This is a genomic window from Streptomyces sp. NPDC005302, assembly GCF_040607345.1.
Classification (GTDB): Bacteria; Actinomycetota; Actinomycetes; order Streptomycetales; family Streptomycetaceae; genus Streptomyces.
In genome coordinates, this window is record NZ_JBEXGN010000006.1 from 273,227 (window position 1) to 299,832 (window position 26,606).

Consider the following 26,606-nt stretch of genomic DNA (forward strand, 5'->3'; position numbering starts at 1 on the left):
GGGATGGGCCCTGACCAGCTACTTCAGGAGCTCTTGTCGCTGCTCGGACTGCTGCTGGGGCTGCTGCTCGGACTGCTCTTCTTGTCGCCGCTCTTGTCCGTGCCCTTGTCGGCACCGGAGCCGCCGCTGCCGGCCTTGTCCGCCTTGTTCTGGGCGTCCTCGGCCTTCTTCAGCGCGTCCTGCAGATCCTTCTGCGCCTCCCCGTACGCCTGCCAGTCGCCCTTCTTGAGGGCTTCCTGGCCCTGGTCGAAGGCCTTCTGGGCGTCGTCCAGAGCGGCCTGCACGGTCGGGTTGCTCGACGTCGGCGGTTTCGTGGTGTTCTCGTCCGGTGGTGGCTGGGTCGAACTCTCGGCCCCGAAGACCTTGTTGAGCGCCTGGTCCAGCGTGCTCTCGAAGGCCGTGCTGCCTCCGTAGGTGACCAACACCTTGCGCAGCAGCGGGTACTTGAGATCGCCGCCGCGGACGTACACGGGTTCCACGTAGAGGAGGCCGCCGTCGAGGGGCACCGTCAGGAGGTTGCCGTACTCCACCTTGGAGTCGCCGCGTTCGAGGAGGCTGATGGACTCGGCGATGGACGGTTCGGAGTTGAACTGGCTCTGCACCCGTTTAGGCCCGTCGACGGTTTTGCCCGTCGGCAGTTTCAGGATGTTGATCTTGCCGTAGTCCGGTGTGCCCGCCTCGGCGTCGACGGACATGAACGCGGCGAGGTTGTCCCGGCCGTTCGGCGTCATCGTCGTCGTGAGCGAGAACGCCTGTGACGACTCCCCCGGCAGCTTCATGCTGAGGTAGTACGGCGGCACCGCGCTGCCCGAGTTGTTGCTCGGATCGTCCGGGACCTGCCACACCTCGCTGCCGCTGAGGAACGTCTGCGCGTCCTTCACGTGGTAGCGGGTGAGCAGTTCACGCTGGACCTTGAACAGGTCCTGCGGGTACCGCAGATGGGCCATCAGGTCCGGCGAGATCGACTGCTTCGACTTCACCGTGTCCGGGAACGCCTTCATCCAGGTCTTCAGGACCGGATCCTTGGTGTCCCACTGGTAGAGCTTGACCTCGCCGGTGTACGCGTCGACGGTCGCCTTCACCGAGTTGCGGATGTAGTTGACCTGGTTCTGCTGGGCCACCACCGCCCGCTGGTTGTTGGCCGCCGTCAGCGAGTCCGCCGTGGTGTCGCCGAGGGTGGTGCGGGAGGCGTACGGATAGCCGTTGGTGGTGGTGTACGCGTCGACGATCCACTGGATCTTGTGGTTGACGACGGCCGGATAGGCGTCGCCGTCGATGGTCAGCCAGGGAGCCACCGCCTCCACGCGCTCCTTGGGCGTGCGGTTGTAGAGGATCCGGGAACCCTCGCCGATCGCGCCCGAGTAGAGGATCTGCGGCTCGCCGAACGCCACCGCGTACGCGGCGCGGTTGACCGGGCTGGAGAGGCTGATGCCGCTCTTGCCCTTGTAGCTGGTGGTCTTCTCACCGCTGTCGTCGGAGTAGTCGATCTCCTTCTGGGGACCGCCGACGATCGAGTACTGCGTGGTCTTCTCGCCGTAGTAGACCTGCTGCTGGTACTCGCCGAGGTCACCCCTCGACGGCAGGTTGTACTCGGTGAAGACCGGCCGGCCCTCGCTGTCGGCCGTAGTGCCCTTGGCCGCGACGACACCGTATCCGTGGGTGTAACGGAAGTGGTCGTTGATCCAGTTGTTCTTCGGGATGCCCGCGAGGTTCAGCTCGCGGAGACCGATGACGGTGTCCTGGTCCTTGCCGTCCTTGCTGTACCGGTCGACGTCCAGGTTCGACGGGAAGCCGTAGTAGTTCCGCACCTGCTGGAGCTGCTGGAACGTGGGCGACACGACGTTCGGGTCCATGAGCCGGATGCTGGCCGCCGTGTCGGCGTCGTCCCGGAGCTTGGCCTTGTCCTTGGTGTCGCTCGACCCCGGGTAGTCCTTCACGTCGGTGCCGTCGATCCCGTACGCCTCGCGGGTCGCCTTGAGGTTCTTCTCGACGTACGGCGCTTCCTTGGCCTGCTCGTTCGGCTGGACCTGGAACTTCTGCACGATCGCCGGGTACAGCCCGCCGATGAGGATCGCCGACAGCACCATCAGGCCGAAGCCGATGACGGGCAGCTGCCAGGTGCGCCGCCACAGGGTGGCGAAGAAGAGCAGCGCGCAGATGACGGCGATGCAGAACAGGATCGTCTTGGCCGGCAGATAGGCGTTGGCGTCGACGTACCGCAGGCCCGTCCAGTTGCCCGTCGCCTTGAAGTCACTGGACTTCACCGCGAGGCCGTACCGGTCGAGCCAGTAGGCGACCGCCTTCAGGGCCACGAAGATGCCGAGGAGCACCGAGAGATGCCCCGTCGCCGCGGCCGTGGCACGCGCGCCCGGGCTGGTGACCCGCAGGCCGCCGTACAGGTAGTGCGTGAGCGCGGCGGCGATCAGGGAGAGCACGGCGGCGGCGAAGCCGAAGCCGAGCAGGAAGCGGTACCAGGGCAGGTCGAAGGCGTAGAACGACACGTCGAGGTGGAACTGGGGGTCCTTCTGGTGGAAGGGCACTCCGTTCACCCACATCAGCCACGTGCGCCACTGGCCCGAGGCGGACGCGCCGGCGATCAGCCCCACCACGGAGACGATGCCGACCAGCAGCCACCGCTTGTAGGGCGCGATGCCCATGCGGTAGCGGTCGAGGCTCTGTTGCTCCATCGACATGGCGCTCAGCGGCGGGCGCAGCCGGTGCGCCAGCCAGATGTTGAAGCCGACCGCGGCCGCCATGAGCAGGCCGAAGACGAAGAAGAGCCCGATCTTGGTCCACAGGGTGGTGGTGAAGACCGACGAGTAGTGAACCGATCTGTACCAGAGCCAGTCCGTCCAGAACCCCGCGAACATGACGAAGGCCATGGCCAGAACGGCCAGTACGCCCAGTGTCATGAGCAGGGTCCGGACACGCCGGGACGGCCGGCCCACTCTCATCCGTGGCCCCGTCGGGCCTCCGCCGCGGTCCGGCATCTGGAAAGCCAAGGTGCGCACCTCGAAGTCGCTGTTGATCCGTCAGGCCCCCCGACTTGGAGAGCCGTCCGTAAGGCTCCGTGATCGAGGAGCCTCATCTATGCAACTTACTCACGCTTTACTCGGTTCCCGTTTCCGGGTACGAACGAGGCAGGATTGTGACCATGTCCAACACTCCCATGGCAGCGAGCCCCCTCACCCGGGCCGTACTCGAGATCGACGAGTACGCCTCCGGCCTCGGCTGGGACCAGCCCGCCCGCCTCTTCGCCCTCGTAGACACCGCACGGCTGCGGACCCAGGAACCCGGCCTCGCCCGGCAGCTCGGCCTGGAGGACGAGCAGGCGACCGCCGGTCTGACCCCCATCGAGCAGGACGAGATCCCTGCCGGCAAGCCGCTGGACGAGTTCCTCGGCACCATCGCCTGGCCCGACGCCGTGGTGGGCTGCGCGCTCACCGTGGAGCGGCTGATGCTGCCGCCGTCCGCCGAGGCGTCCGTCCCGGAAGGCCTCAGCGGCAAGAAGCTCACCCAGTGGGTCGCCGCGCACCCGGACCGCCAGGAGGTCCGGATGACGGTCGGCGTACTGCGTGACGGAACCCGCGACTCCGCCCTGCGGCTACGCGAGAAGGACGCGTCGACGGAGGTCCTCACGGGCGCGGGTCTCGTGCCCGGCCTCGCGGACGCGCTGTCGACGACGTTCGCCGACTGACCCGCGGACCGACGACGAGAGGGGGCGCCCGGAAGTTTCCGGGCGCCCCCTCTCGTCGGAGTGCTGCTGTGCGGCGGGCGGTGTCCGTCAGCCCTTGGTGGTGCACTTCGGCAGGTCGGAGGTCCGGCCCGCGCTGATGTCCTTCAGGGCGTTCATCGCGTCGTCGATGGTGCCGACCTTGACGAGCGTGAGCCCGCTCGGGGTGTCCTTGGCCGCGGCGGCGCAGTTGTCCTTCGGCGTCAGGAAGTACTTGGCGCCCTTGTCGCGCGCGCCGACGGTCTTCAACTCGATGCCGCCGATGGGTCCGACCTTGCCGTCGTCCTCGATGGTCCCGGTGCCTGCCACGAACTTGCCGCCGGTGAGGTTCCCCGGGGTGAGCTTGTCCACGATGCCGAGCGCGAACATCAGACCGGCGCTCGGGCCCCCGACGTCGGCGAGCTTGATGTCGATGGTGAAGGGGTACGTGTGGTCGGTCCCGGCCGAGATCCCGACGATGGCACGGTCACCGCCCTTGTCATCGGAGTGGGTCGTGGTGATCGTCACGTTCTTGGTCGTGGTCGCCGTCGTGTGCTCCTTCTCGGCGGCCGCCTGCTCCTTGGCCGGCACGATCGTGAACACCACCTTGTCACCGGGCTTGTGCTTGGTGACCAGCTTGGCGACGTCGTCGGGCGCCTTCACCACGGTGCCGTCGACGGACTTGATGACGTCACCGGCGTGCAGCCGGCCCTCGGCCGGGGAGCCCTTGAGGACGGTCGCGACGATCACCCAGGACTTCACCGGGATGCCCAGCTCGTTGAGCGCGGCCACCTTGGCGCTCTCCTGCGACTGGCTGAACTCCTCGGCGTTCTCCTGCGTCGACTGCTGCTCGGTCTTGCCGTCCGGGTAGAGGGTGTCGTGCGGCACGACCTTGTTGTCGTGGGCCAGCCAGCCGTAGACGGCCTCGACGAGGTTCATGTTGTAGTCGGCGCTCGTCACCCGGACCGTGGTCATGTTCAGGTGACCGGTCGTCGGGTACGTCTTTCGCCCGGAGATCTGCAGCACCGGCTCGCCGTCGTGGTCGCCCAGCGTGTTCACCGTGGGACCCGGTGACATCTCCGCGTAGGGCACTTTGATGAACACTCCCGCGCACAGGAGCGCGATCAGGATCAGAGTGGAGGCGAGCATCGTCGCGGTGCGGCGTGGCATGGAACGACAGTACGGGACACACCTGTCGGCGCACCGTCGGGGCCGCCCGTACGGAGTGCCGCCGGGATCCGCTCACCGAGCCGCCGAGGCCCCGGCGGACCGGGGCTCTCAGAGCACGTCGGAGGGTGCCTTCGCCTCGACGTCCGACCGCTCCATGGCCTCACGGAAGCGCGTGTATCCAGCGAGCTCGACGCCGTCTCCCGCGGCCTTGCGATTCCGGCCGGCCCAAACGCCCCACACTCCGGCACCGATCGCAGCCATAAGCGGAATCAGCAACCAGGCGAGCGCCGCCATGTCGACCTCCCAACCCCATGAGCGACCGCAACTGACTGATCAGCAGATTAACCATCCGCACGGTTAACGCTCACGGCAGGGCCCCGGTTACGCAACCGGAGGACCCGTCATGCGACCGGAGGTGTCGATCAGCAGGCGCCGACCCATTCCTGCGACCCGTCGGAGAACGTCTGGTGCTTCCAGATCGGTACCTCGTGCTTGAGGTCGTCGATGAGCTTGCGGCAGGCCTCGAACGCCTCGCTCCGGTGCGGACACGCCACGGCGACGACGACCGCGAGGTCCCCGACCCGCAGATCGCCCACCCGGTGAACGGCGGCCAGCGCCCGCACCGGGTAGTCGGCGACGACCTTCTCGGCGACCCGCCGCATCTCCGCCTCGGCGCTGGGGTGACCGGAGTACCCGAGGGAGTCCACGTCGGCACCGCCGTCGTGGTTGCGCACCGTTCCCACGAAGAGCGCGGTCCCCCCGGCGGCGTCGTCCCCGACGGCGCGGAAGACCTCGTCCAGGGAGAGCGGCTCGTCACGGATCGCCAGCAGCCGGATCGGATCCTGCGCGCCCTGCTCGCCGGGATGGTCATTGGTAGGTGCCATGACTCCATCGTGCCGCACCCCGCCGACAGGGCGGAATAGACCTTTCACCCGGCACGCGCGCGTGCCGGGTTGGAGCCTCCTACAGACCGGACCTACCGGACGGGCACCGCACAGACGGCACGCAGTGTGTGCGCAGGCCTTCCGGAGGGAGCCAGAAGGCCGCGACACGCCCGGGCTCACATCCGGCGTCGGGCCTTTCGCGCGCGGCGGACGACAGCCGCCGCGCCGAGCAGCGCCACCGTCGCGCCCGCCGCGCCCGCCGCCGTGGCGTCCTTGCGGCCCAGTCGCCGCCCGGCCACGGTGTGCCGCCCGGCGACCTCCTCCAGCAGCTCGGCGAGGACCTCCTCGTTGGTCCACCGGGGCCGCCACCCGGCGTCGTGCAGCCGGCTCCCGCTCACCACCCAGGGGTACATCGTGTAGGCCAGGTCGCCCGCGGGCGAAGGGGTGAGGCCGATCCGGTGGAGCCGGGCGGCGGCGCCCAGCGCGACCGCGGACGGCAGCTCCATCCGCCGGATCCCGCTCAGCTCCTCCACCTCCTCCTGCTCCAGCCAGCCGTCGCACCCGACGGCCAGCTCGCCCTCCACCTTCTCGACGACCGCGTACTCCAGGGCACTGCACAGGTCCTCGACGTGGCAGAACTGCCAGGCGGGCCGCGACCCCGCCACGACCAGCAGTCGCGGCGACTCGAAGTACCTGGTCAGCGCGGTGTCGGTACCGCCGCCGACCAGCACGCCGGGCCGTACGACCGTCACGTTCAGACCGGGGTGCGCCCGGGGCGCGCGACGGGCGAGCCGCTCGATCTCCAGGAGGTCTCCGACGCCCGTGGCCTCGGCGGTCGCCCGCAGTTCGGCGTCCTCGGCGAGCGGCAGTTCGTTGTCGGGCAGCGCCCCGTAGACCATCGCCGACGTGCACAGGACGACACGGTGGACACCGGCCGCCGCGGCGGCGGTGAGCACGGTCTGCGTCCCCCGGACGTTGTAGGCCGTCCGGGCCGCCGCGTCCGTCTCCAGGTCGAGGTCGAGCGCCAGGTGCACCACGACGTCCGCGCCGCGCAGCTTCTCGGCGATCGCCGGGTCCCGGACGTCCAGGATGTGCCACTGGGCGTCGGCGCACTCGCCGCGCCGCTCGTCGATGGCGACGACCTGCTTGATCTCCTCGCTGGCGGCCAGCCGTTCCGTGAGCATGGCGCCCACACCCGCCGCGGCACCGGTGACCGCGACGACGGGGCCGCGTGCGGCCGGGCTGGTTGAGCGGTTTCGCGCTGCGCGAACCTGTGGATCTGGGGAACTCACCGGGCGTCTCCAGCGGTTGTCTTCAGTAACGGACGCGCGTGACGCGCCCCTACCAGGTGGCATCCATCCTGCCGCAGGCGACGAGTCGGCGAAGCACCGAGGCCCGATCGGGTTCAGGTGTCTACGCTGGGTGGTGTTGTGGGCAGCCGCCGTCGGAACGAACCCGGCGGCCTTACCAGCCGAGGAATCCCGTGAGTGACACCCCATTCGGATTCGGCCTTCCGCCGGAGGAGCCGGAGAACGGCGACGAGGGCAAGAAGAAGGACCAGCAGGGCGGCGGTGGCCAGGGACCTTTCGGTTTCGGGCCAGGTGCCGGTGGTCCCGGAGCCGACAATCCCCTCGCAGCCATGTTCGGCTCGATGAACCCCAATGATCTCGGCGCCGCGTTCCAGCAGCTGGGCCAGATGCTCTCGTACGAGGGCGGCCCGGTGAATTGGGACATGGCGAAGCAGATCGCCCGCCAGACGGTCTCCCAGGGGACTTCTGACGGCACCAAGGACGCGAGCGTCGGCCCCGCCGAGCGGCTCGCCGTCGAGGAGGCGGTGCGTCTGGCCGACCTGTGGCTCGACGACGCGACGTCGCTGCCGTCCGGCGCGGGCTCCGCGCTGGCCTGGAGCCGCGCCGAGTGGGTCGAGGCGACCCTCCCCGTGTGGAAGGAGCTGGTCGACCCGGTCGCCGAGCGCGTCGGCGCGGCCATGGGCGATGTCCTGCCCGAGGAGATGCAGGCCATGGCGGGCCCGCTCATCGGCATGATGCGCTCCATGGGCGGTGCCATGTTCGGCACGCAGATCGGGCAGGCCGTGGGCGTCCTGGCGGGCGAGGTCGTCGGCTCGACCGACATCGGCCTGCCGCTCGGCCCGGTCGGCAAGGCCGCGCTGCTCCCGCTGAACATCGCCTCCTTCGGCAAGGACCTGAGCGTCCCCCAGGAGGAGGTGCGGCTCTATCTCGCGCTGCGCGAGGCCGCCCACCAGCGCCTCTTCGCGCACGTGCCGTGGCTGCGCTCTCACCTGTTCGGCGCTGTCGAGGGCTACGCGCGCGGGATCAAGGTCGACACCGCGAAGCTGGAGGACGTGGTCGGCCAGTTCGACCCGCAGAACCCGGAGGAGCTGCAGCAGGCGCTGCAGCAGGGCATGTTCCAGCCGGAGGACACGCCGGAGCAGAAGGCCGCGCTCGCCCGTCTGGAGACGGCGCTCGCGCTCGTCGAGGGCTGGGTCGACGCGGTCGTGCACGCGGCCGCCAAGCCGCGCCTGTCGTCGGCCGACGCGTTGCGCGAGACGCTGCGCCGCCGCCGCGCCACGGGCGGTCCCGCCGAGCAGACGTTCGCCACTCTGATCGGCCTGGAGCTGCGTCCGCGCCGGCTGCGGGACGCCTCGCGCCTGTGGGCCTCGCTCACCGACGCGCGCGGTGTGGACGGCCGGGACGGCCTGTGGGCCCACCCGGACATGCTGCCCACCGCCTCCGACCTGGACGACCCGGACGGCTTCGTGCACCGCGAGCACATGGACTTCTCCGAGCTCGACAAGATGCTCGGCGAGGCCGCGAGCGGTTCGGCCGGCAAGCCGAATCTGACGAAGGACTCCTCCTCGGAGACCGCCGACGCCGAGAACGACGACTCCAAGGGCGACGAAAAGGGCGAGGCAAAGGGCGAGGCAAAGGGCGACGGCACCGAGTGAGCCTGCACGACGACGCGGTCCTCGTACTGAAGAGTCACGAGGGCCAGGACGAGCTCCGACAGGTCTACCTGGACCATCTGGCCGAGCACCCGGACGGCACGTGGAAGTCGTGTCACGCCGGGCACATCACGGCGAGCGCCCTGGTCATCGACCCCGAGCGGGGCCGCGTTCTGCTGACGCTGCACCGCAAGCTCCGGATGTGGCTGCAGATGGGCGGCCACTGCGAGCCGGGCGACGCGACGCTGGCGGCCGCCGCCCTGCGCGAGGCGACCGAGGAGGCGGGCATCCGGGGGCTGACCCTGGCACCGGGTGGCCCCGCGACGCTGGACCGGCACGCCATCCCGGCTCCGTGCCACTGGCATCTGGACGTGCAGTACGTCGCCCTCGCCCCGTCCGACGCGGTCGAGGCCATCAGTGACGAGTCCCTCGACCTGCGCTGGTTCTCGTACGACGAGGTCTCCGAGGTGGCCGACGCGTCGGTCGTACGCCTTGTGGAGGCGGCCCGCGCCCGGCTGTGAGCCCTCGCCCTGACGGGGCCTGCCGGGCCGACCGGAGGTACCGCGGGAGGGACGGACGTCGACGAACGGCGTAAGGGGCGACCACTCAGGCGGTCGCCCCTTACGCCGTTCGTCTCGTTCCGTGCCGCTGCTGCGGGCCGGACCGTCCGCGGTCAGCTCCAGGCGTTGCCCTGGTTCTGCGCCTGGACACCCTGCTGGCCCATGCCGTACTGGGCGCGCAGCCCCTGGCCGATCGCCGCGTTCTGCGGCGGCAGCAGTTCGCTGGGCTGGACCAGTACGTAGCCGTTGCCCATGAAGCTGAGCTCCCAGCCCTCACCGGTGTTGCCGCGGCGCCGCCACACGCCGGAGGAGTGGGTCTGGGCCTGCATCTGGACGCGCAGGCTCGTGGACCACGCGACGATCGCGTCGGCGTCGCAGTTCACGTAGCGGTCCGGGGTCACCTGCATCATCAGGGGCATCCCGGAGGTCATCAGCGCGACCTTGCCGCGTCCCGTGATGTTGAGCTGGTACTTCCCCGAGCCGGAGATGCCGTACTGGCTGTCCACGGCGATGACCTCGTGGTGGAGCGCGGAGTCCATCGCGAGCACATAGCTGCTGTCGACGGTGAGACCGTCCTGGTCCACGTCGACGACGTGCACGTGCTGGGCGAGGTTGGCGAAGTAGACCGTGCCCTGCCCGTGGCAGCGCATCAGGTCGAGCCCCTCGCCGGTGTAGGCACGCGCGCGGTGCTGGCCGCTGTTCTGGTACTCGGCGTCGAACTCGACGAGTCCCTGGTAGGCGACCATGGTGCCCTTGCGGGCGAGGATGTCGTCGTGCCCCTCCAGGACGACGCGGAGCATCTGCGAGTTCTGCAGGCTGTAGCGGTCCTGGGTCTGCTGGTCGTTGTAGCCGAAAATCGGGCTCTGCATGGTGTCCTGTTCCCCCTCAGCCCCGGACTCGGAGGCGGTCGGTGCTGTCCTCGCTGGGCTGCACGACGACGATGCCGGTACCGGAGAACGCCATCTGGTACGCCTCGCCGCTGCCGCGGCCGATCAGCGACTGCGCCTTGAAGCTGCGCTTGCCCTTCACCTTGAGGTTCGGGGACCACGCGACGAGCGCGTCCGGGTCGACGTACGTCTCGTCCTCACCGCCGCCGCAGTCGACGACGATGGGCTTGCCCCGGGAGGTCAGCGCGACCCAGCCCTGGCCGGAGATCTTGGTGTTCCACAGACCCTGTCCGGCGAACTTGGCGAGCCCCTTGACCCGCTCCACGCCCCAGGTGAGCTGCGTGTCGAAGGCGAGCAGGTTGGTGGCGTTGACGGAGATCGCGTCGCCGTTGAGGTTGATGACGACGACGTCCGCCCCGTAGTCGGCCAGGTAGAGCAGGCCGTCGCCGGAGCACTTCATGAGGGGCGCGCCCTCGCCGGTCATCCAGTCGCGCGCGATCTGGCGTACGGCGGGCGGGTTGGGCTCGTACTGGACGAACCCTTCGTAGGCGACCATCGAGCCCACGCGCGCGAAGAGGTCGTTTCCGCTCTGCATGGCGACCTTCAGCATGTGGCTGCCGTGGTTCTCCATGCGCGCGGTGACGGGTGCAGGGGCGAAGCCCGCGAATGGCTGGTTCATGACGGGCTCCCTCAGACCTCGTACGGCTGGACGACGACGAAACTGCCGGGCGCGGCACGGAACTGGAGGTTCACGCTCTCGCCGGTGTCGCCCGGGTAGGCGTTCCGGCGCATCCGCACCTGGCTGGAGACGATCACCTGGGCGGCCGCGGACCAGGCGACGACGGCGTTGCAGTCGGCGAAGGTCGTGGGCGTCACCGGCAGGACGACGGGCGCGCCGTGCGTCTTGACGACGATGGTGCCGGTCCCCTGGAACTGCATCGTGAACAGCGCGCCACCGGGAATGCCGTGCCCCTCGATGCGACGGACCTCGTACTGCAGGGACTCGTCGAAGGCGAGCACGTTCTCCGCGGAGACACAGATCGCGTCACCCTGGAGTTCGATCGGGTGCACATGGGTGGCGTTCTCGGCGAAGAACACCTGGCCCTGACCGGTGCAGCGCATCAGCTGCATCTCCTGGCCGGTCGCGTTGCCCACGAGCCGACCGGCGAATCCGGCGCCCTTGTAGCTGAAGTCGACCTTGCCCTGATAGAGCACCATGCTGCCCTGCCGGGCCAGCACGGGCTGACCGCCGACGCCGAGGTCGACACGGATGAGCTTCTTGTTCTGCGGAGTCCAGCGCTGACCGGTCGGCGTCTCCTTGAAGGCACCGAGCGCCGCGGCCACCCCTGCTCCGACCTGCGGAGATCCCTGGGGAACGCCGTAGGGGGAGGGCGCGCCGGGCTGCCCCGGGTGCGGTCCGGGCGCCTGGCCCGGAATCTGCCCGTACTGCGGCTGCTGACCGTAGCCGGGCGGTGCCGACGGAGGCTGCTGGCCGTATCCGGGAGGCGCGCTCGGCGCCTGCTGCCCGTAGCCCGGAGGCATCGGGGCCGTCTGGCCGGGCGGCTGCTGGCCGTAGCCCGGCGGCGGGCCGGGCGGACCGGGAGGGCCGGGGGGCTGCGCGTACGGAGCGGGTCCCGGCGGCGGCACCGTGGCTCCGCCCGGGGCGTGCAGCGGCGCCACGATGGTGGGCGCGTGGTGCACGGAGGGCGCGGGCGCCGGGGCCGGCGGAGTGGCACCGGGCGGCGGCGCGAACCCCTGGGCCGGGGCCTGTGCGGGTGCCCCGAAGGCGGGCGGTGCGAAGGACGGAGCGGCGCCGGACTGCGGCTGCTGCGCGGCGGGCTCCTCCTCGGCGACCTCGCCGCCGAAGTTCTTCAGCAGCGCGTCGAGGCCGCCGTCGAAGCCCTGTCCCACGGCGGCGAACCGCCATACGTCCTTCAGGTAGAAGTCGCCCAGCATCACGGCGCGCTCGGTGGAGAACTCGGCGCCGCTGAACGCGTACCGGGCCACCTCTTCACCGCCCGCGACGATGCGCAGGTACCCGGGGGCGATCTGCGACATCTGTCCGGCGCCGTCGAGGGTCGCCGTGAACGACAGCTTCTGGATCTGCGCCGGGATCCGGTCGAGGGTGACACGGAAGGACTCGGTGTCACCCGACTGGGCGCCGAGCAGCTGAATGGACTCCTCGGGGGACTTCGGCTGGTTGAAGAAGACGAAGTACCGGTCGTCGGACAGCTGCTCGTCGGCGTCGAGCCCGAAGCAGCTGATGTCGAAGGTCAGTCCGGGGCCGGCGATCTGCACACCTACGTACAGATCGGTGCCCGCGGTGAGGTCAGTGATCTTGGCCTTGTGGCCGCGTTGGAATTCCCTGGCCATGCGTAACGACCGTCCCCCATCCCGATACGAGTGCGTCGCGTCAGGCTAACGGCAAAATCTTGGACTGGACTCAGCCGGTACAGACCCGGTACACAATCGCCCCCGCCGCGGGGTGCCGTCCGGTCTCCGCCGAAGGACGGACGGCCCTATTCGTCGCCCGTGGCCGGCATCCGGGGCAGCCGGTCCGCCGCGACGACCCCTTCGAGATAGCCGCGGGCCCGCTCGGTGCGCGGGTAGGCCTCCAGAAGACGCCAGAAGCGCGGCCCGTGGCCGGGAACGAGCAGGTGGGCGAGCTCGTGCAGAAGGACGTAGTCGACGACGTACTCGGGCATGCCCTGGAGCCGGTGCGACAGCCGGATGCTGCCCTCGGAGGGGGTGCACGAGCCCCAGCGTGTGTTCTGGTTGGTGACCCAGCGGACCGACGAGGGGCGCGCGCGGCCATCGAAGTACTGCGCCGACAGCCGCTCGGCGCGTTCGGACAGCTCGGTGTCGCCGAGCACCCGTTTACTCTCCTGCGCGGCCAGCTTGTCGAGCATGACGGTCACCCAGCGTTGCTCCTCCGCCTCGGACATGCGGGCGGGGATGAGCACGACGGTGCGATCGCCCTCGCGGTACGCGGAAACCGTTCTGCGCCGACGGGCGCTCCTGCGGACCTCGATCGCGCTCGCCCCCGAACCGCTCGGCGGCGGGCTCGTCGTGCTGCGCTGTGGTTTTGCGGCGCGGTGCAGTGGGTCGGCGGGCACGCCCCGACGTTACCCGCTGCACATGGGGGAAGTCCCGTCCCCGGGACGGTTCGGTGTAGATCCACACCCCCCGTGTTCGATTTGTACGACGAACGATGCCGCCTGTGGACAACTTTCGGCGGCGTCCGGACGGGCCCGGCATGCTGGCATTCGGTCCGCGCTGCGGGAGCACCCGGCGGACATTCGGGGACGTACTACGGTCTACGGGGGTAGGTCATGCATCCGATCGTGAAGCCCGCGCTGCGGCGCGCCTGGCGGGATCTCAACACGGTGCAGTTCGGCATGGCGCCGGCGCACGCGATGGTGCTGGGCCCGATGGACACGGCGACCGGCAGCTTCCTCGACCTGCTCGACGGAACGCGCGGGATGCCGCTGTTGCGCGAGCAGGGACGAGAGATGGGCCTGCCGGACGGACATGTCGACGGTCTGGTGGACCGGCTGGCCCGTTCGGGGCTGCTGGACGACGCGACCGGAGGCGGCGCGGCCGCGGCCGCGCTGCGGGAGAAGAAGGAGGTCATGGAGCGGATACGGCCCGATCTCGCCTCGCTCTCCCTCGTCGCTCGCGAGCCGGGCGGGGCCGTCGAGCGCCTCGCGGCCCGCCGTGCCCTACGGGTCCAGGTGCGGGGCGCCGGCCGGGTGGGGGTCGTCCTGGCCGCGCTGCTCGCGGGCGCCGGGGTGGGCGAGGTGCAGGTGCGCGACCTGGGCCGGGTCGAGCCGGGGGACGTCTCGCCGGGCGGGTTGCCCGTCGAGTCGATCGGTGAGCGCCGTGAGGACGCCGCCCGGCGGGCGGTGCGGCGTGCGGCCCCGGACCGTTCGCCCCGGTCGACCTCCAGGGAGCGGGAGGGGGAAGCGACCCGCGGACTGTCCCTGGTGATCCTCGCTCCCCGGGACGCCCTGTCCGTGCACGCACCCGATCCGGTCTCCGCCGAGCCTCTGATCTCCTCGGGAACACCTCATCTGTACGCCGGGGTCGTCGAGGCGACCGGGGTCGTGGGGCCCCTGGTGCTGCCCGGTGACACCGGCTGTGCGGGCTGCCTGGACCAGGTGCGCACCGACCGGGATCCGACCTGGCCGCGTCTGGTGGCGCAGTGGCGCTCCGGGCGGCAGCGCCGGGTGCCCGCGTGTGATCTGGCCTTGGCCGCGGCGGTCGCCGGACTGGCCGCGAGCCATGCGCTCGCCTTCCTGGACGGGGATGCGCCCTCCGCCGCAGGGGTCCGCTGGGAGGCGTCTCTACCGGGCTGCGACTGGCATGCGAAGCCGATCTGGGCCCATCCCGGATGCCCTTGCGGAGCCGCTGAGAAAACAAAAGGGGAGCGGGCCTCCGAGGACGAGGAGCCGCACGCGACAATGGCAGGGCAACAGTCGCACGCGGCAGGGCTTGCTGGGACCTGGAGGGCGCATGTCTGATCTTCCCCGGAAGGCAGTAACCCGTACTGCCAAACTCGCCGCGCTGCCGCTCGGCTTCGCCGGGCGTGCGACTTGGGGACTCGGCAAGCGCATCGGCGGGGCGTCCGCGGAGCTCGTGGGCCGCGAGCTCCAGCAGCGCACCGCTGAGCAGCTCTTCAAGGTCCTCGGGGAGCTCAAGGGCGGCGCGATGAAGTTCGGGCAGGCACTGTCCGTCTTCGAGTCGGCACTCCCGGAGGAGGTCGCGGGCCCGTACCGGGCGGCGCTGACGAAACTCCAGGAGGCGGCGCCCCCGATGCCGACGCGCACGGTCCACTCCGTGCTGGAGGAGCGGCTCGGCGCGGACTGGGGCGAGCTGTTCCTGGAGTTCGAGGACAAGCCGTCCGCGGCGGCCTCGATCGGCCAGGTGCACCGGGCGGTGTGGCACGACGGGCGCGAGGTCGCCGTCAAGGTGCAGTACCCGGGAGCGGGGGACGCCCTGCTCTCCGATCTGACCCAGCTCAGCCGGTTCGCCCGGCTGCTCGGACCGCTGATCCCCGGCATGGACATCAAGCCGCTCATCGCGGAGCTGCGCGACCGGGTCTCCGAAGAGCTCGACTACGGCCTGGAGGCGCAGGCCCAGGCGGCGCACGCGGAGGAGTTCGCGGACGATCCGGACGTGCTGGTGCCCGCGGTGGTCCACCAGTGCGACCAGGTTCTGGTGACCGAGTGGATCGACGGCGTACCGCTGTCGGAGGTGATCACCGACGGCACCGAGGAGCAGCGCGACCGCGCCGGCCAGTTGCTGGCCCGCTTCCTCTTCTCCGGCCCCGCCCGCACGGGTCTGCTGCACGCCGACCCGCACCCGGGGAACTTCCGTCTGTTGCCGGACGAGGAGAGTGGCTGGCGTCTGGGCGTCCTGGACTTCGGCACGGTGGACCGGCTCCCGGGTGGCCTGCCGCAGACGATCGGCGACTCCCTCCGAATGACATTGGACGGCGACGCGGAGGGGGTCTACGAACTGCTCCGCGAGGACGGCTTCGTCAAGGAGTCGATAGACCTCGACCCGGACGCGGTCCTGGACTACCTCGTGCCGATCATCGAACCGGCGCAGGTCGACGCGTTCACCTTCACCCGCGGCTGGATGCGCAGTCAGGCCGCCCGGATCGCCGATCCGCGGTCCCCCGCCCACCAGTTGGGCCGGCAGCTGAACCTGCCGCCGTCGTACCTCCTGATACACCGGGTGACGCTCAGCACCATCGGCGTCCTGTGTCAGCTCGGCGCGACGGTGCGGCTGCGCGACGAACTGGAGGAGTGGCTGCCGGGATTCGTTCCGGTGGATGAGGACGCGGAGCAGACAGAGGACGCGGACGACGACGAGGCCGCCGAGGAGTTGGACGAGGAGTTGCCTGCCGCCGAGGCCTGAGCCGGCCGGGCTACCACCAGGCCGAGTCGAGGCGGCCCTCGATCGCTCTGAGGTTGCTGCGCGAGCAGGTGTCGCAGAAGTAGTGGCGGGTGCCGTTCTCGACGGAGCAGCTCCACGTCGGCCGGGGGCCGTCGGCCCCGGTGCCGCAGCGGGCGCACACGATTCTGTGGTCCCCGCCCGCGTCGGACCGCGGTGCCGGACCTGTGCTGTCACTGTCCCCGGGAAGACTCGTCACCCGGCGACGATATCCCCGCGGTCCGCGGATCGCCTCGCACAACGCACCGCGGGGGCCGGTCCGACCGGACCGGCCCCCGCGAGGATGTGGATGTGCCTGCAACTGCTGCGGCTGTCAGAGCGACCGGGGTCGACTACTGCATGACCGCCATGGCCAGCGCACGGCGGGCACGCAGCGAAGCGCGCTCGGCCCGGCGCTGCATGCGGCGAGCGGTCGCCAGGCGCACGGCCCGGCGTTCCTGCTCAGCCTGGTGCAGTTGCTCGTGCATATGCGCACGAGCCAGGGCTTCTGGGATGAGTTGCATCTCTCGGGTCCTGTTCTGACGCGAGGCGTTCGCGCCGTGAGAAGTGAAGTCTGGGGTCGCGGAGCCGGCGGGCTCGCTCGTGGACGGCTTCATCGGGGCCTGTTTCTTGGGGTCGTTCGTCAGGGGGCGGTCGATCGTTCCTCGGATGTTCATGCCGCAACCGGGTTCTTGCGCGGGCGGCCACGCGGCCGCTTGCGGGCCACGACAACACCCTGGACGAAGAGCTCGCCACCCCAGACGCCCCAGGGCTCACGCCGCTCCTTGGCGCCGGCGAGGCAAGCCTCCATCAGCGGGCAGGTACGGCAGAGCGACTTGGCGTACTCGACATCGGCCGGCGACTCGGCGAAGAAGACCTCCGGGTCGTACGAACGGCAGGGGACGGGTACGCCGAGGTTCTCGATGGCGTCGTCGAGCGCGGTGAGCGCAGTGAGCGGGATCAAGGTGGAGTCCTCCGTGGAGCCGGGCGGGGGGATCGTGTCGGAAGGCGGTACGGACGGGGCGTGCGCTTCGAGTTGCACGGTTGGTTTTCCTCGTCTGGTCGTGCCGGCCGGGTCGGCCGGTTGGCGGCTGGTACCGGGTTCTCTTGTCCCGAGGCCCCTTCGCTCTGTCGTCCCCGGTCGGGGACAAACAGAAGGGCCGCGGATCCCGGGTGGGGTTCCGCGGCCCTGAAGGCGCCGGCCTGATCGAATCAGGCTGGATCACTCCAGGGTTCAGGCCCACGGAAGGCCCACATCGTGTGGTGCTGCTGCGTCTGCTTCAGGGATCCGGCACCGGCTGCCGCAAAGGCATAGGCATGCGCCTCTGCCACTACTGCCGCTTCCAGTGCCTGCGTCGGTCGCTCATTGCGCTCACGGATGGGAAGACCCGCGAGAGACACGGAGGACACGGGACGGCCGGCACTGATGCCGGACAGACCGGTGGCCACGTTCGAGACGCCGAGCGAGCAGGTGGAGACGACGGCCGAGAGATCGGTCATTTTCACGGTCCTGATGAAGCTGGTGTTGATGCTGATCACTGGAATCGCCTCCTCTCGGCGTCTTGGGGGATCGGCGTGAGCCGACCCGACGGTTATTAAGTACAGCACGGAACCAGGGCCTCGGAGAAGGCCGCTGCTGCCGTGGTTAAGAACCTATGGGGATTGCTGGGGCATGCGCAAACTATTTTTTCGACGAGTTTGAATCAGTCACTCTCGTGCTCCTCCCCGACCTCACGACCTGCGCAGATGGCCAGAACATCGGCCCCGAAGCGGTTGAGCTTGCGCACACCGACGCCAGGGATCCGGGCGAGCTCTCCCGCGTCGTCCGGCGCGGTCTCGGCGATCGCCATCAGCGTCTTGTCGGTGAAGACGCAGAACGCCGGCTGTCCACTGCGCTCCGCCTGCACCGCACGCCACTCGCGCAGCCGCTCGTAGAGCCCCTCGTCCATGTCGGAGGGGCAGCCCTCACAGCGCATCAGCTTCATCTCACCGGCATCGGTGAGTGTCCGCCCGCAGACCCGGCAGCGCGCCGGGGTGCGGCTTCTGCGCCCGACGGCGGTGGCGCCTCCACCACGGACTCCGCGCTCGATGCCTCCGGCCCCACCGCCGCCGCCCCGTCCGGCCGTGGCGACGGAGCCCGGACGCAGACCGTCCAGGAACCGGCTGGGGCGTCTGCCCGCACGGCCACCCGGTGATCGGGCCAGCGCCCAGGAGACGAAGAGGTGCTCGCGGGCCCGGGTCACCCCCACGTACAGGAGGCGGCGTTCCTCCTCGACCTGCTCATCGGTCTTTGCATAGGTGATCGGCATCATGCCCTCGGCCACACCGACCAGGAAGACCACGTCCCACTCCAGCCCCTTGGCGGAGTGGAGGGAGGCGAGGGTGACGCCCTGAACGGTCGGGGCGTGCTGGGCGTTCGCCCGTTCGTCGAGCTCGGCCACCAGGTCGGAGAGGGTCGCACCTGCCTTGGCGGTCGCGAAGTCCTGCGCGAGGTTCACCAGGGCGGCCAGCGACTCCCAGCGCTCTCTGACCGCACCGGAGCCGGCCGGGGGCCGGGTCGTCCAGCCTTCGCCGGAGAGCACCGCCCGCACCTGCGACGGCAGGTCGTCGGCGTCGTCGAGCAGTGCGTCGTTGCCGCCGAAGCGGGCCGCGGCGCGCAGGGCCGATCCCGCTTTGCGCACTTCGGGGCGGTCGAAGAAACGCTCGGCGCCCCGCAGCTGGTAGGGGACACCGGCGTCGGCCAGCGCCTGTTCGTAGGTCTCGGACTGGGAGTTCGTCCGGAACAGGATGGCGATCTCGGCGGCGGGGACGCCGGAGGCGATGAGGTCGCGGATCCGCCGGGCGGCGCCCTCGGCCTCGGCGGGCTCGTCCGTGTACTCGGCGTAGACGGGTTCGGCTCCCGGCGGTCGCTGGGAGATCAGTTCGAGGCGGTGCTCGGCCGCCCGGCCGTGGGCCTGGGAGAGCAGCCCGTTGGCAAGGTGGACGACCTGGGGCGAGGAGCGGTAGTCGCGGACCAGCTTGACGACGGTGGCTCCGGGGTGACGGGTACGGAAGTCGAGCAGGTGGTCAGGAGTTGCACCGGTGAACGAGTAGATCGTCTGGCTGGCGTCACCGACCACGCAGAGGCTGTCCCGCTCGCCGAGCCACAGCTCCAGGAGCCGCTGCTGGAGCGGGCTGACGTCCTGGTACTCGTCGACGACGAAGTGCTGGTACTGGGAGCGGACCTGTTCGGCGATGTCGTGGCGGTCCTGCAGGACGGCGACCGTCAGCAGCAGGACGTCCTCGAAGTCGATGACGGCGCGGTCGCGCTTCAGGTCCTCGTACGCGGAGTAGATCTGGGCGATCTCGGCCGGGTCCCTGGGGGCTTCGCGGCCGGCCTTGGCGGCGGCCGCCGCATAGTCGGCGGGGATGGTCTGGGTGACCTTGGACCACTCGATCTCGCCCGTGACGTCCCGCAGCTCTCCTCGGTCGAGGCGGATGCGGCAGGCGGCCGCCGCCTCCGCGACGAGCTGGATCTTGCGGTCCACGAGCCGGGGCAGGCTGCCGCCGACCGCTTTCGGCCAGAAGTACTGGAGCTGGCGCAGCGCGGCGGAGTGGAAGGTCCTCGCCTGCACTCCCCCGGCGCCGAGCTGGCGCAGCCGTCCGCGCATCTCGCCGGCGGCCCGGTTGGTGAAGGTGACGGCGAGCACGCTGGAGGGCTGGAGGATTCCGGCGCGCACTCCGTAGGCGATGCGGTGGGTGATCGCCCGGGTCTTGCCCGTGCCGGCGCCCGCCAGGACGCACACCGGACCGTGCAGGGCGGTGGCGACCTCGCGCTGCTCGGGGTCGAGCCCGTCGAGCACCGCGTCGGCCGTGTCCGGAACCTGCGGGAAGAGGGTGGAGTGCGTTGCTGCTGTCACCCCGCCATGCTGCCAGGTCCACAGAGACGGGTGAGCCGGTTGTCCACAGGGAGGCACCCGCAGTCGTACGAATGCGACAGGCGTCACTGCACGGGCCGGGTCGACGGGCGGGCGGGAGCCCGGACGGGAGTCGGGTGTGGGGATACCCCCGGCGGGAATGGCGGCCCGGCCGCTTGCGTTCCACTGGCAGCGAGCAAGCACCCGAAGCCGTGAAGGAGCCGTTGGACATGCAGGGCACTGTGACGATGTACAGCACCACGTGGTGCGGTTACTGCCGTCGGCTGAAGAGCCAGATGGACCGCGAGGGCATCACGTACAACGAGATCAACATCGAGCAGGACCCGCAGTCCGCGGCGTTCGTGGAGAAGGCGAACGGCGGGAACCAGACGGTCCCCACCGTTCTCTTCCCGGACGGTTCGACGCTGACGAACCCTTCGCTGGCCCAGGTCAAGCAGAAGATCGGCGTCTGAGAGACGTCAGACGGCGGTCCCCCGCATCGGCAGGGGCTTGCCGTACCAGAGCTCGATCAGGCGGGCCGCAATCGAGATTCCGTAGGGAGGCAGGACCTCTCCGGACTCGAAGGCGGCCCGCAGGTCTTCCCTGGAGAACCAGCGGGCCTCTTCGATCTCCTCGCCGTCGACGTTGATCTCGAACGAGGTGGCGCGGGCGAGGAAGCCCAGCATGAGGCTGGAGGGGAACGGCCAGGGCTGGCTGGCGACGTACTCGACGTCGCCGACCGTGATACCCGCCTCTTCGAAGACCTCGCGGCGCACGGACTGCTCGATCGACTCACCCGGCTCGACGAAGCCCGCGAGCGTGGAGAAGCGGCCCTCGGGCCAGTGCACCTGGCGGCCGAGCAGAATGCGGTCCTCGTCGTCCGTGACGGCCATGATCACGGCCGGGTCGGTGCGCGGGTAGTGCTCGGCGCCGCAGGCCGGGCAGCGGCGGATGTGACCGGCGGCGGCGATGACCGTGCGCTCGCCGCAGCGGGAGCAGAAGCGGTGCAGTCGCTGCCAGTTCTCCAGCGCGACGGCGTGCACCATCAGTCCCGCGTCGCGGGGAGAGAGCAGGAGTCCCGCCTCGCGCAGCCCGGCAGGGCGGGCCGACTGGTCGATACGGCCGGGCAGCGCGTCCTTCTGGAGCGCGAAGTAGCTCACCCCGTCGTCGTCCGTGCCCAGGAAGTAGCGGTGCGCCTCGGTGAGCGGGGCCTCGAAGGAGGGCGTCATCAGGAGCTCGGTGGTGCCGTCGGCCGTCTCGTCGATGAGCACCTGACCGCCGGAGACCACGAAGACGCGGGTGGTGGGGTGGCTCCAGGCCGCCGCGAGCCAGGCCTCGTCGAGCCGGTGGTGGGCGGCGCGGTCGATGCCGCTCGGCGCCGTGAGCGAGATGGGACGGTCGGCGCTGTGGTCGGTCCAGGTGGTCACGGGTGCTTCCAACTCCCCCGGTGGAACGGTTATTTCGGCGGGCGGTTCAGCGGGACGGGCGTGTGCAGCGCCCATGAGGGTGGGGATCGGCTTGTTCAGTGTGCCTCGCGCCAGTTCTCGGCCAGGTCGCCCCACAGATGGGCGGCCGTCTCGACGCCCTTCATGAGGAGGTCGAGTTCGACCTTCTCGTTGGGGGCGTGCCAGCCGTCGGAGGGAACGGAGATACCCAGGAAGAGCACCGGGGCATCGAGGACTTCCTGGAGGTCGGCGGCGGGCCCGGAGCCGCCCTCCCGGGTGTAGCGGATCGGCTGCTCGAAGGCACGGCCCATGGCGCGCACGACGGACTGCAGGGCGGGGTGGTCCAGCGGGGTGAGGCACGGGCGGGTGGCCGGGCCGAAGGTGATCTCGTGCCGGATGCCGGCGGGCACCTGGTCGGCCGCCCAGGCGCGGACGGCCTTCTCGACGTGGTCGGGGTCCTGTCCCGCGACCAGCCGGAAGGAGAGCTTCACCAGGGCCGAGGACGGGATGATCGTCTTGCTGCCGGGGCCCTGGTAGCCGCCGCCGATGCCGTTGACCTCGGCGGTCGGGCGGGCCCAGACGCGCTCCAGGGTGGTGTGACCGGCCTCTCCGTGGGTGGCCGTCGACCTGGCGGTACGCAGCCACCGCTCCTCGTCGAAGGGCAGCTCGGCGAAGAGTTCGCGCTCGCGGTCGGTGAGTTCGGTGACGCCTTCGTAGAAGCCGGGTACGGCCACGCGTGCGTGCTCATCGTGCAGGGCCGCGACCAGCCGGGCGGCGGCGGTCGCCGGGTTGGGCACGGCGCCGCCGAACGATCCGGAGTGGATGTCCTGGCCGGGCCCGTGCAGCTCGATCTCGCATTCGGCGAGGCCGCGCATGCCGGTGCAGACCGTTGGGGTGTCCTCGGACCACATGCCGGTGTCGGAGACGATCACCGCGTCGGCGGCGAGCCGCTCCGCACGCTCTTCGACGAGCCGGCGGAAGTGCGGGGAGCCGGATTCCTCCTCGCCCTCGACGAGCAGTTTCAGGTGTACGGCCGGAGCGGTGCGGCCGGTGGCGGCGAGGTGGGCCCGGACGCCGAGTGTGTGGAAGAACACCTGGCCCTTGTCGTCGGCGGCCCCGCGCGCGTGGAGACGGTTGCCGCGGATCACCGGTTCGAAGGGGTCGGTGTCCCAGCCGTCCTCGCGGGCGGCCGGCTGCACGTCGTGGTGTCCGTAGACGAGGACGGTGGGGGCGTCGGGGTCCTCGGAGGGCCACTCGGCGAAGACCGCCGGGGCCCCCGCGGTGGGCCAGATCTCGCAGGTCGGGAAGCCGGTGTCCCTGAGTTTGGCGGCGAGCCAGTCGGCGCTGCGTGCCACGTCCGCGGCGTGGTCGGGCTGGGCCGAGACCGAGGGGATGCGCAGCCATTCCATGAGGTCGTCGAGGAAGGCGGCGCGGTGGGCCTCGATGTACGTGCGGACGGTGCTGACGGCGTCGTCAACGGGCTTGCTCATGTTCACGAGCCTAGCGGCCCACGGAGGCGTGTTCGTCCGGCGGTTCTCCGGGGACCCCGTCCGACGGGTCCGCGGGGTCCTCGGTGAGCAGCCGCTCCAGAGCGGCACGGTCCGGGAGGTCGTGCGGGCGGACGACCTCGCCGCCGCGGACGTACACGAACGCGGCCGTGACGGATTCCAGGGGCACGCCCTGGCGCTCGGCCCAGGCGAGGCGGTACACCGCGAGCTGGAGCGGGTCGGCGGTCCGCTCCCGGCTGGTCTTCCAGTCGACGATCTCGTACGTCGTCCCGTCGCCGTCGCCGTCGCCGTCCTTGTAGACGGCGTCGATGCGTCCGCGCACCACGCGCCCCGCGATGGCGAGCTGGAAGGGTGCCTCGACGCGGTAGGGCGTGCGGTGGGCGTAGGGGGTGCGCTCGAAGGCGTCCTTCAGGGCTTCCAGATCGCGCTCGTCGGCGATCTCGGCATCACTGCCGGGCAACTCGTCGGGCTCCAGCATCGGCAGCCGCAGCTCTTCGAACCGGGACTCCACCCACGCGTGGAAGCGCGTGCCCCGGCGGGCGGCGGGCTGCGGCGGGCGCGGCATGGGGCGCGCGAGTTCCTGCGCGAAGCCGTCCGGGTCGGCGGCGAGGCGCAGCAGCTGGGAGGCGGTGAGCGAGGCGGGCAGTGGTACGTCGGTGACGCTCGCGCGGGCGCGCAGGAGTTCCCCGGTGAGCGCGTCCAGGTCGCGGTCCCAGGAGGCGAGGGTGCGGGCCTCCTCGGGTGTGAGGCGTTCGGTGCCGGGGTCCTCGGGGTGCCGCCGCGCACCGGCGGAAGGGGCGTGGCCCTGGTGCGGGACGGTCGGGCGGCTCGTCCCGTGCCCGGCCGGGCGTTCGCCGGGACGGTCCGTCGCCCAGGAGTCCCAGTCGGAGTCGGAGTCGTCGCTCTCGGGGAAGGGACCCTCGGGAAGGTCGTCCCGCGTGTGGTCGTCCTCGGGGAGGTCGCCCTCTTCGTAGGCGAACGGATCGGGCTCCTCTTCGTCCTCGCGCGGGGGCGGCCATTCCGGATCCTCGTGGGAGGCGGGGTCGTGGGTGGCCGTCGGGCGGTGCCCGGCGGTGGCGGGATGGGCGTCGTCGTGGGACGCGACACGCTCCAGGTGGGCGAGGACGGTCTCCGCCGCGGCACGCCGCCTGGCGAGGGCCGCGTCGTCCAGCGGGAGCGGCCAGGCGTGATCGGCGGACGCCTCGTGCAGGGCCGGGTTCTCCTCGTCCTCCGCCGGTTCGTCCGCCCAGGCCTCGATCTCGCCGTGTCCGGCCGCGCAGTGCTCGTAGAGGGCGTGCAGGAAGTCGGACGGGCCGCGGGGGCGCTTCTGGGAGGGGCCCCACCAGTGGCCCGAGCCGAGCAGCAGCGATCGGGGGCGGGTGAACGTGACGTAGCCGAGGCGGAGTTCCTCGGTGTGCTGGTGGTCCTTCATGGCTTCGTGGAAGGCCTTGATGCCCCGGGCGTCCCATGCCTCGATGTCGGGCAGCGTGTCGGCGTCGCCGCGCAGGGTGTGCGGCAGGACCTTGCCCTGGGCGGTCCACTTCTCGCGGCCCTGGCTGCTGGGGAAGGTGCCGTTGACGAGGCCGGGCACGGCGACGACGTCCCACTCCAGGCCCTTGGACTTGTGCGCTGTGAGGACCTTGACGGTGTTCTCGCCGCCGGGCAGGGCGTTGTCGAGGCCCTTCTCGTACTGCGCCGCGGTGCGCAGGAAGCCGAGGAAGGCCAGCAGGCTCGCCTCGCCGTCACCGGACGCGAAGGAGGCGGCGACGTCCAGGAAGTTCGACAGGGTCTCGCGGCGGCGGGCGGCCAGGGCGTGCGGGGACGCGGAGAGCTCGACCTCAAGACCGGTGACGGCGAGGACCCGGTGCAGGACGTCCATCAGCGGGTCGGCGAGCGAGCGCCGCAGGTCGCGCAGTTCGGCGGCGAGGCGCGCGAACCGCACGCGCGCGTCCGGCGAGAAGGGCAGCCCGTCGTCGTCCCCCGGGGTCTCGATGGGGGTCTCCAGGAAGGTGTCGAGGGCGTCCGCGAGCGATATCACCTCGGCCGGGTCGACCCCCTCGACGGCGGCGGCGAGCCGGCGGTCCGGGTCCTCGTCGGCCCCCACGCGCGTGTGGGACACGAGCAGCCGTGCCCGGCGTCCGAGGAGGGCCAGGTCGCGCGGGCCGATCCGCCAGCGCGGTCCGGTGAGCAGACGGACGAGGGAGGCGTTGGCCCCCGGGTCCTGCAGGACCTCGCAGACGGCGACGAGATCGGCCACCTCGGGCAGGTGCAGCAGCCCGGAGAGGCCCACCACCTCGACGGGGATGTCGCGGGCGACGAGAGCTCCCTGGATCTCCGCGAAGTCGGTGGCGGTACGGCACAGGACGGCGATCTCGCCGGGTACCTTCCCGGTGCGGACGAGATGCGCGATGGATTCGGCGAGCCAGTCGATCTCCTCGGCGTGGGTGCGCAGCAGCGCGCAGCGCACGAGGCCGTCGCGCTCGGCCCCGGGGGCGGGCCGCAGGGCCTCCACGCCCGCGTGCATGGCGCGCAGCGGTTCGGCGAGGCCGTTGGCGAGGTCGAGGAGGCGGCCGCCGCTGCGGCGGTTCTCGCTGAGCGACTGGCGGGTGGCGGGACGGCCGTCGGGGCGCGCGAAGTGCTCGGGGAAGTCGTCGAGGTTGGCCACGGAGGCGCCGCGCCAGCCGTAGATCGCCTGGCAGGGGTCGCCGACCGCCGTCACGGGGTGCCCGGTGCCGTGGCCGAAGAGTCCGGCGAGCAGCACGCGTTGGGCGACCGAGGTGTCCTGGTACTCGTCCAGGAGGACGACCCGGAACTCGTCGCGGAGGATCTCTCCGACCTCGGGGTGGGTGCGGGCGAGGGCGGCGGAGAGGGCGATCTGGTCGCCGAAGTCGAGGAGGTCCCGTTCGCGTTTGGCGGCTCGGTAGCGGCCGACCAGCTCGGCGAGTTCCCGGCGGGCGGCGGCGGCCTCGGGGACCTTGCGCAGGTCGGCGTTGCTGAGTTTCGCGCCTTCGAGGGTGCGCAGCAGTTCGGCGTCGTGGGCGCGCAGGTCCTCGGCTCGTACGAGGTGTTCGGACAGCTCGGAGTCGAGGGTGAGGAGGTCGCCGACCAGGTCGGGGAAGGAGCGGGTCAGCGCCGGGTAGGGGCCCGGCGCTTCGCGCAGCACGCGGGCGGCGAGCTGGTAGCGGGTGGCGTCGGCGAGGAGCCGTGACGTCGGTTCGAGTCCGATGCGCAGGCCGTGGTCGGTGAGCAGGCGGCCCGCGAAGGCGTGGTAGGTCGAGATGACCGGCTCGCCCGGCGGGTTGTCGGGGTCGATGACGTCCGGGTCCGTGACGCCCGCCTTGACGAGGGCCTTGCGGACCCGCTCGGCGAGTTCACCGGCCGCCTTGTTGGTGAACGTCAGGCCGAGGACCTGCTCGGGGGCGACCCGTCCGGTGCCGACCAGCCACACCACGCGTGCCGCCATCACCGTGGTCTTGCCCGAACCGGCCCCGGCCACGATCACCTGCGGGGCCGGCGGCGCGGTGATGCACTCCGTCTGCTCCGGGGTGAACGGGATCCCGAGGAGCTCCTTGAGCTGATCGGGATGGGTGATACGGGCGGGCATGTCCGAGAGGCTAGCGGCGCCCGCTGACAGTGGGGGCC

General features: G+C 70.8%; 23 protein-coding genes. 6 read left to right on the forward strand and 17 right to left on the reverse strand.

Going from position 1 to position 26,606, the window contains the following annotated elements; translation table 11 throughout:
• Positions 1–23 precede the first annotated feature (23 nt).
• Positions 24–2,990, reverse strand: a complete 2,967-nt coding sequence (locus ABZT74_RS11925) for a UPF0182 family protein (RefSeq protein ID WP_356166875.1) — start codon at positions 2,988–2,990, stop codon at positions 24–26.
• Between the two features lie 164 nt (positions 2,991–3,154).
• Between ABZT74_RS11925 and ABZT74_RS11930 the strand changes: the two genes are divergently transcribed.
• Entirely contained in the window at positions 3,155–3,697 is a 543-nt protein-coding gene (locus ABZT74_RS11930) for a PPA1309 family protein (protein ID WP_355864787.1), read from the forward strand.
• Positions 3,698–3,784: 87 nt separating this feature from the next.
• On the opposite strand, the gene ABZT74_RS11935 is transcribed toward ABZT74_RS11930, so the two are convergent.
• The 4 genes from ABZT74_RS11935 to ABZT74_RS11950 form a co-directional block, all read right to left on the reverse strand.
• Positions 3,785–4,882, reverse strand: coding sequence for a PDZ domain-containing protein (locus ABZT74_RS11935; RefSeq protein WP_356166516.1), 1,098 nt, complete (start codon positions 4,880–4,882; stop codon positions 3,785–3,787).
• 108 nt (positions 4,883–4,990) lie between these two features.
• Positions 4,991–5,176: a hypothetical protein gene (locus ABZT74_RS11940; protein WP_355864793.1), complete on the reverse strand. Its 186-nt coding sequence runs from the start codon at positions 5,174–5,176 to the stop codon at positions 4,991–4,993.
• 128 nt (positions 5,177–5,304) lie between these two features.
• Positions 5,305–5,766: a molybdenum cofactor biosynthesis protein MoaE gene (locus tag ABZT74_RS11945; RefSeq protein ID WP_355864796.1), complete on the reverse strand. Its 462-nt coding sequence runs from the start codon at positions 5,764–5,766 to the stop codon at positions 5,305–5,307.
• A gap of 176 nt (positions 5,767–5,942) precedes the next feature.
• Positions 5,943–7,058: an SDR family oxidoreductase gene (locus tag ABZT74_RS11950; protein WP_355864799.1), complete on the reverse strand. Its 1,116-nt coding sequence runs from the start codon at positions 7,056–7,058 to the stop codon at positions 5,943–5,945.
• A gap of 191 nt (positions 7,059–7,249) precedes the next feature.
• Here ABZT74_RS11950 and ABZT74_RS11955 point away from each other — a divergent pair, with 191 nt between their 5' ends.
• Positions 7,250–8,731, forward strand: a complete 1,482-nt coding sequence (locus ABZT74_RS11955) for a zinc-dependent metalloprotease (protein ID WP_356434333.1) — start codon at positions 7,250–7,252, stop codon at positions 8,729–8,731.
• Positions 8,728–9,249: an NUDIX hydrolase gene (locus ABZT74_RS11960; RefSeq protein ID WP_356434336.1), complete on the forward strand. Its 522-nt coding sequence runs from the start codon at positions 8,728–8,730 to the stop codon at positions 9,247–9,249. Before ABZT74_RS11955 ends, ABZT74_RS11960 begins: the two co-directional genes overlap by 4 nt.
• Before the next feature lie 152 nt (positions 9,250–9,401).
• Here ABZT74_RS11960 and ABZT74_RS11965 read toward each other — a convergent pair whose 3' ends face one another.
• From ABZT74_RS11965 to ABZT74_RS11980, 4 genes are all read right to left on the reverse strand, one after another.
• Positions 9,402–10,157 (reverse strand): AIM24 family protein, encoded by a 756-nt coding sequence (locus tag ABZT74_RS11965; protein WP_355864808.1) that lies wholly within the window; start codon positions 10,155–10,157, stop codon positions 9,402–9,404.
• Between the two features lie 16 nt (positions 10,158–10,173).
• Entirely contained in the window at positions 10,174–10,854 is a 681-nt protein-coding gene (locus ABZT74_RS11970; protein WP_355864811.1) for an AIM24 family protein, read from the reverse strand.
• Between the two features lie 11 nt (positions 10,855–10,865).
• Positions 10,866–12,548, reverse strand: coding sequence for a TerD family protein (locus ABZT74_RS11975; protein WP_356434338.1), 1,683 nt, complete (start codon positions 12,546–12,548; stop codon positions 10,866–10,868).
• A 146-nt stretch (positions 12,549–12,694) separates the two neighbouring features.
• Complete coding sequence (locus tag ABZT74_RS11980; protein WP_356166503.1) at positions 12,695–13,291, reverse strand: M48 family metallopeptidase; 597 nt, start codon at positions 13,289–13,291, stop codon at positions 12,695–12,697.
• A gap of 216 nt (positions 13,292–13,507) precedes the next feature.
• Here ABZT74_RS11980 and ABZT74_RS11985 point away from each other — a divergent pair, with 216 nt between their 5' ends.
• Positions 13,508–14,698 (forward strand): TOMM precursor leader peptide-binding protein, encoded by a 1,191-nt coding sequence (locus ABZT74_RS11985; RefSeq protein ID WP_356166500.1) that lies wholly within the window; start codon positions 13,508–13,510, stop codon positions 14,696–14,698.
• Positions 14,691–16,100, forward strand: a complete 1,410-nt coding sequence (locus tag ABZT74_RS11990; RefSeq protein ID WP_356166497.1) for an AarF/UbiB family protein — start codon at positions 14,691–14,693, stop codon at positions 16,098–16,100. The genes ABZT74_RS11985 and ABZT74_RS11990 overlap by 8 nt, the downstream gene beginning before the upstream one ends.
• A gap of 10 nt (positions 16,101–16,110) precedes the next feature.
• Here ABZT74_RS11990 and ABZT74_RS11995 read toward each other — a convergent pair whose 3' ends face one another.
• From ABZT74_RS11995 to ABZT74_RS12015, 5 genes are all read right to left on the reverse strand, one after another.
• Complete coding sequence (locus ABZT74_RS11995) at positions 16,111–16,335, reverse strand: hypothetical protein (protein ID WP_356166494.1); 225 nt, start codon at positions 16,333–16,335, stop codon at positions 16,111–16,113.
• A gap of 133 nt (positions 16,336–16,468) precedes the next feature.
• Positions 16,469–16,792, reverse strand: coding sequence for a hypothetical protein (locus ABZT74_RS12000; protein ID WP_355864829.1), 324 nt, complete (start codon positions 16,790–16,792; stop codon positions 16,469–16,471).
• On the reverse strand, positions 16,789–17,157 hold the full coding sequence (locus ABZT74_RS12005) for a WhiB family transcriptional regulator (protein WP_355864832.1): 369 nt from the start codon (positions 17,155–17,157) through the stop codon (positions 16,789–16,791). Before ABZT74_RS12005 ends, ABZT74_RS12000 begins: the two co-directional genes overlap by 4 nt.
• 170 nt (positions 17,158–17,327) lie before the next feature.
• Positions 17,328–17,654: a hypothetical protein gene (locus ABZT74_RS12010; RefSeq protein ID WP_356166491.1), complete on the reverse strand. Its 327-nt coding sequence runs from the start codon at positions 17,652–17,654 to the stop codon at positions 17,328–17,330.
• Between the two features lie 164 nt (positions 17,655–17,818).
• Positions 17,819–20,071, reverse strand: coding sequence for an ATP-dependent DNA helicase UvrD2 (locus ABZT74_RS12015; RefSeq protein WP_356434464.1), 2,253 nt, complete (start codon positions 20,069–20,071; stop codon positions 17,819–17,821).
• A 170-nt stretch (positions 20,072–20,241) separates the two neighbouring features.
• On the opposite strand from ABZT74_RS12015, the gene ABZT74_RS12020 reads away from it, so the two are divergent.
• Complete coding sequence (locus tag ABZT74_RS12020; protein ID WP_081219297.1) at positions 20,242–20,484, forward strand: mycoredoxin; 243 nt, start codon at positions 20,242–20,244, stop codon at positions 20,482–20,484.
• Positions 20,485–20,490: 6 nt separating this feature from the next.
• Here ABZT74_RS12020 and nudC read toward each other — a convergent pair whose 3' ends face one another.
• The 3 genes from nudC to ABZT74_RS12035 all read right to left on the reverse strand — a co-directional run bounded on the left by nudC (position 20,491) and on the right by ABZT74_RS12035 (position 26,568).
• Positions 20,491–21,438 carry an NAD(+) diphosphatase gene (nudC, locus tag ABZT74_RS12025; protein ID WP_355864921.1) on the reverse strand — a complete coding sequence of 316 codons (948 nt, stop codon included), beginning with the start codon at positions 21,436–21,438 and terminating at the stop codon, positions 20,491–20,493.
• 95 nt (positions 21,439–21,533) lie between these two features.
• Positions 21,534–22,946 (reverse strand): dipeptidase, encoded by a 1,413-nt coding sequence (locus ABZT74_RS12030; RefSeq protein ID WP_356434342.1) that lies wholly within the window; start codon positions 22,944–22,946, stop codon positions 21,534–21,536.
• A gap of 10 nt (positions 22,947–22,956) precedes the next feature.
• Complete coding sequence (locus tag ABZT74_RS12035) at positions 22,957–26,568, reverse strand: ATP-dependent DNA helicase (protein ID WP_356434344.1); 3,612 nt, start codon at positions 26,566–26,568, stop codon at positions 22,957–22,959.
• Positions 26,569–26,606: the final 38 nt, after the last annotated feature.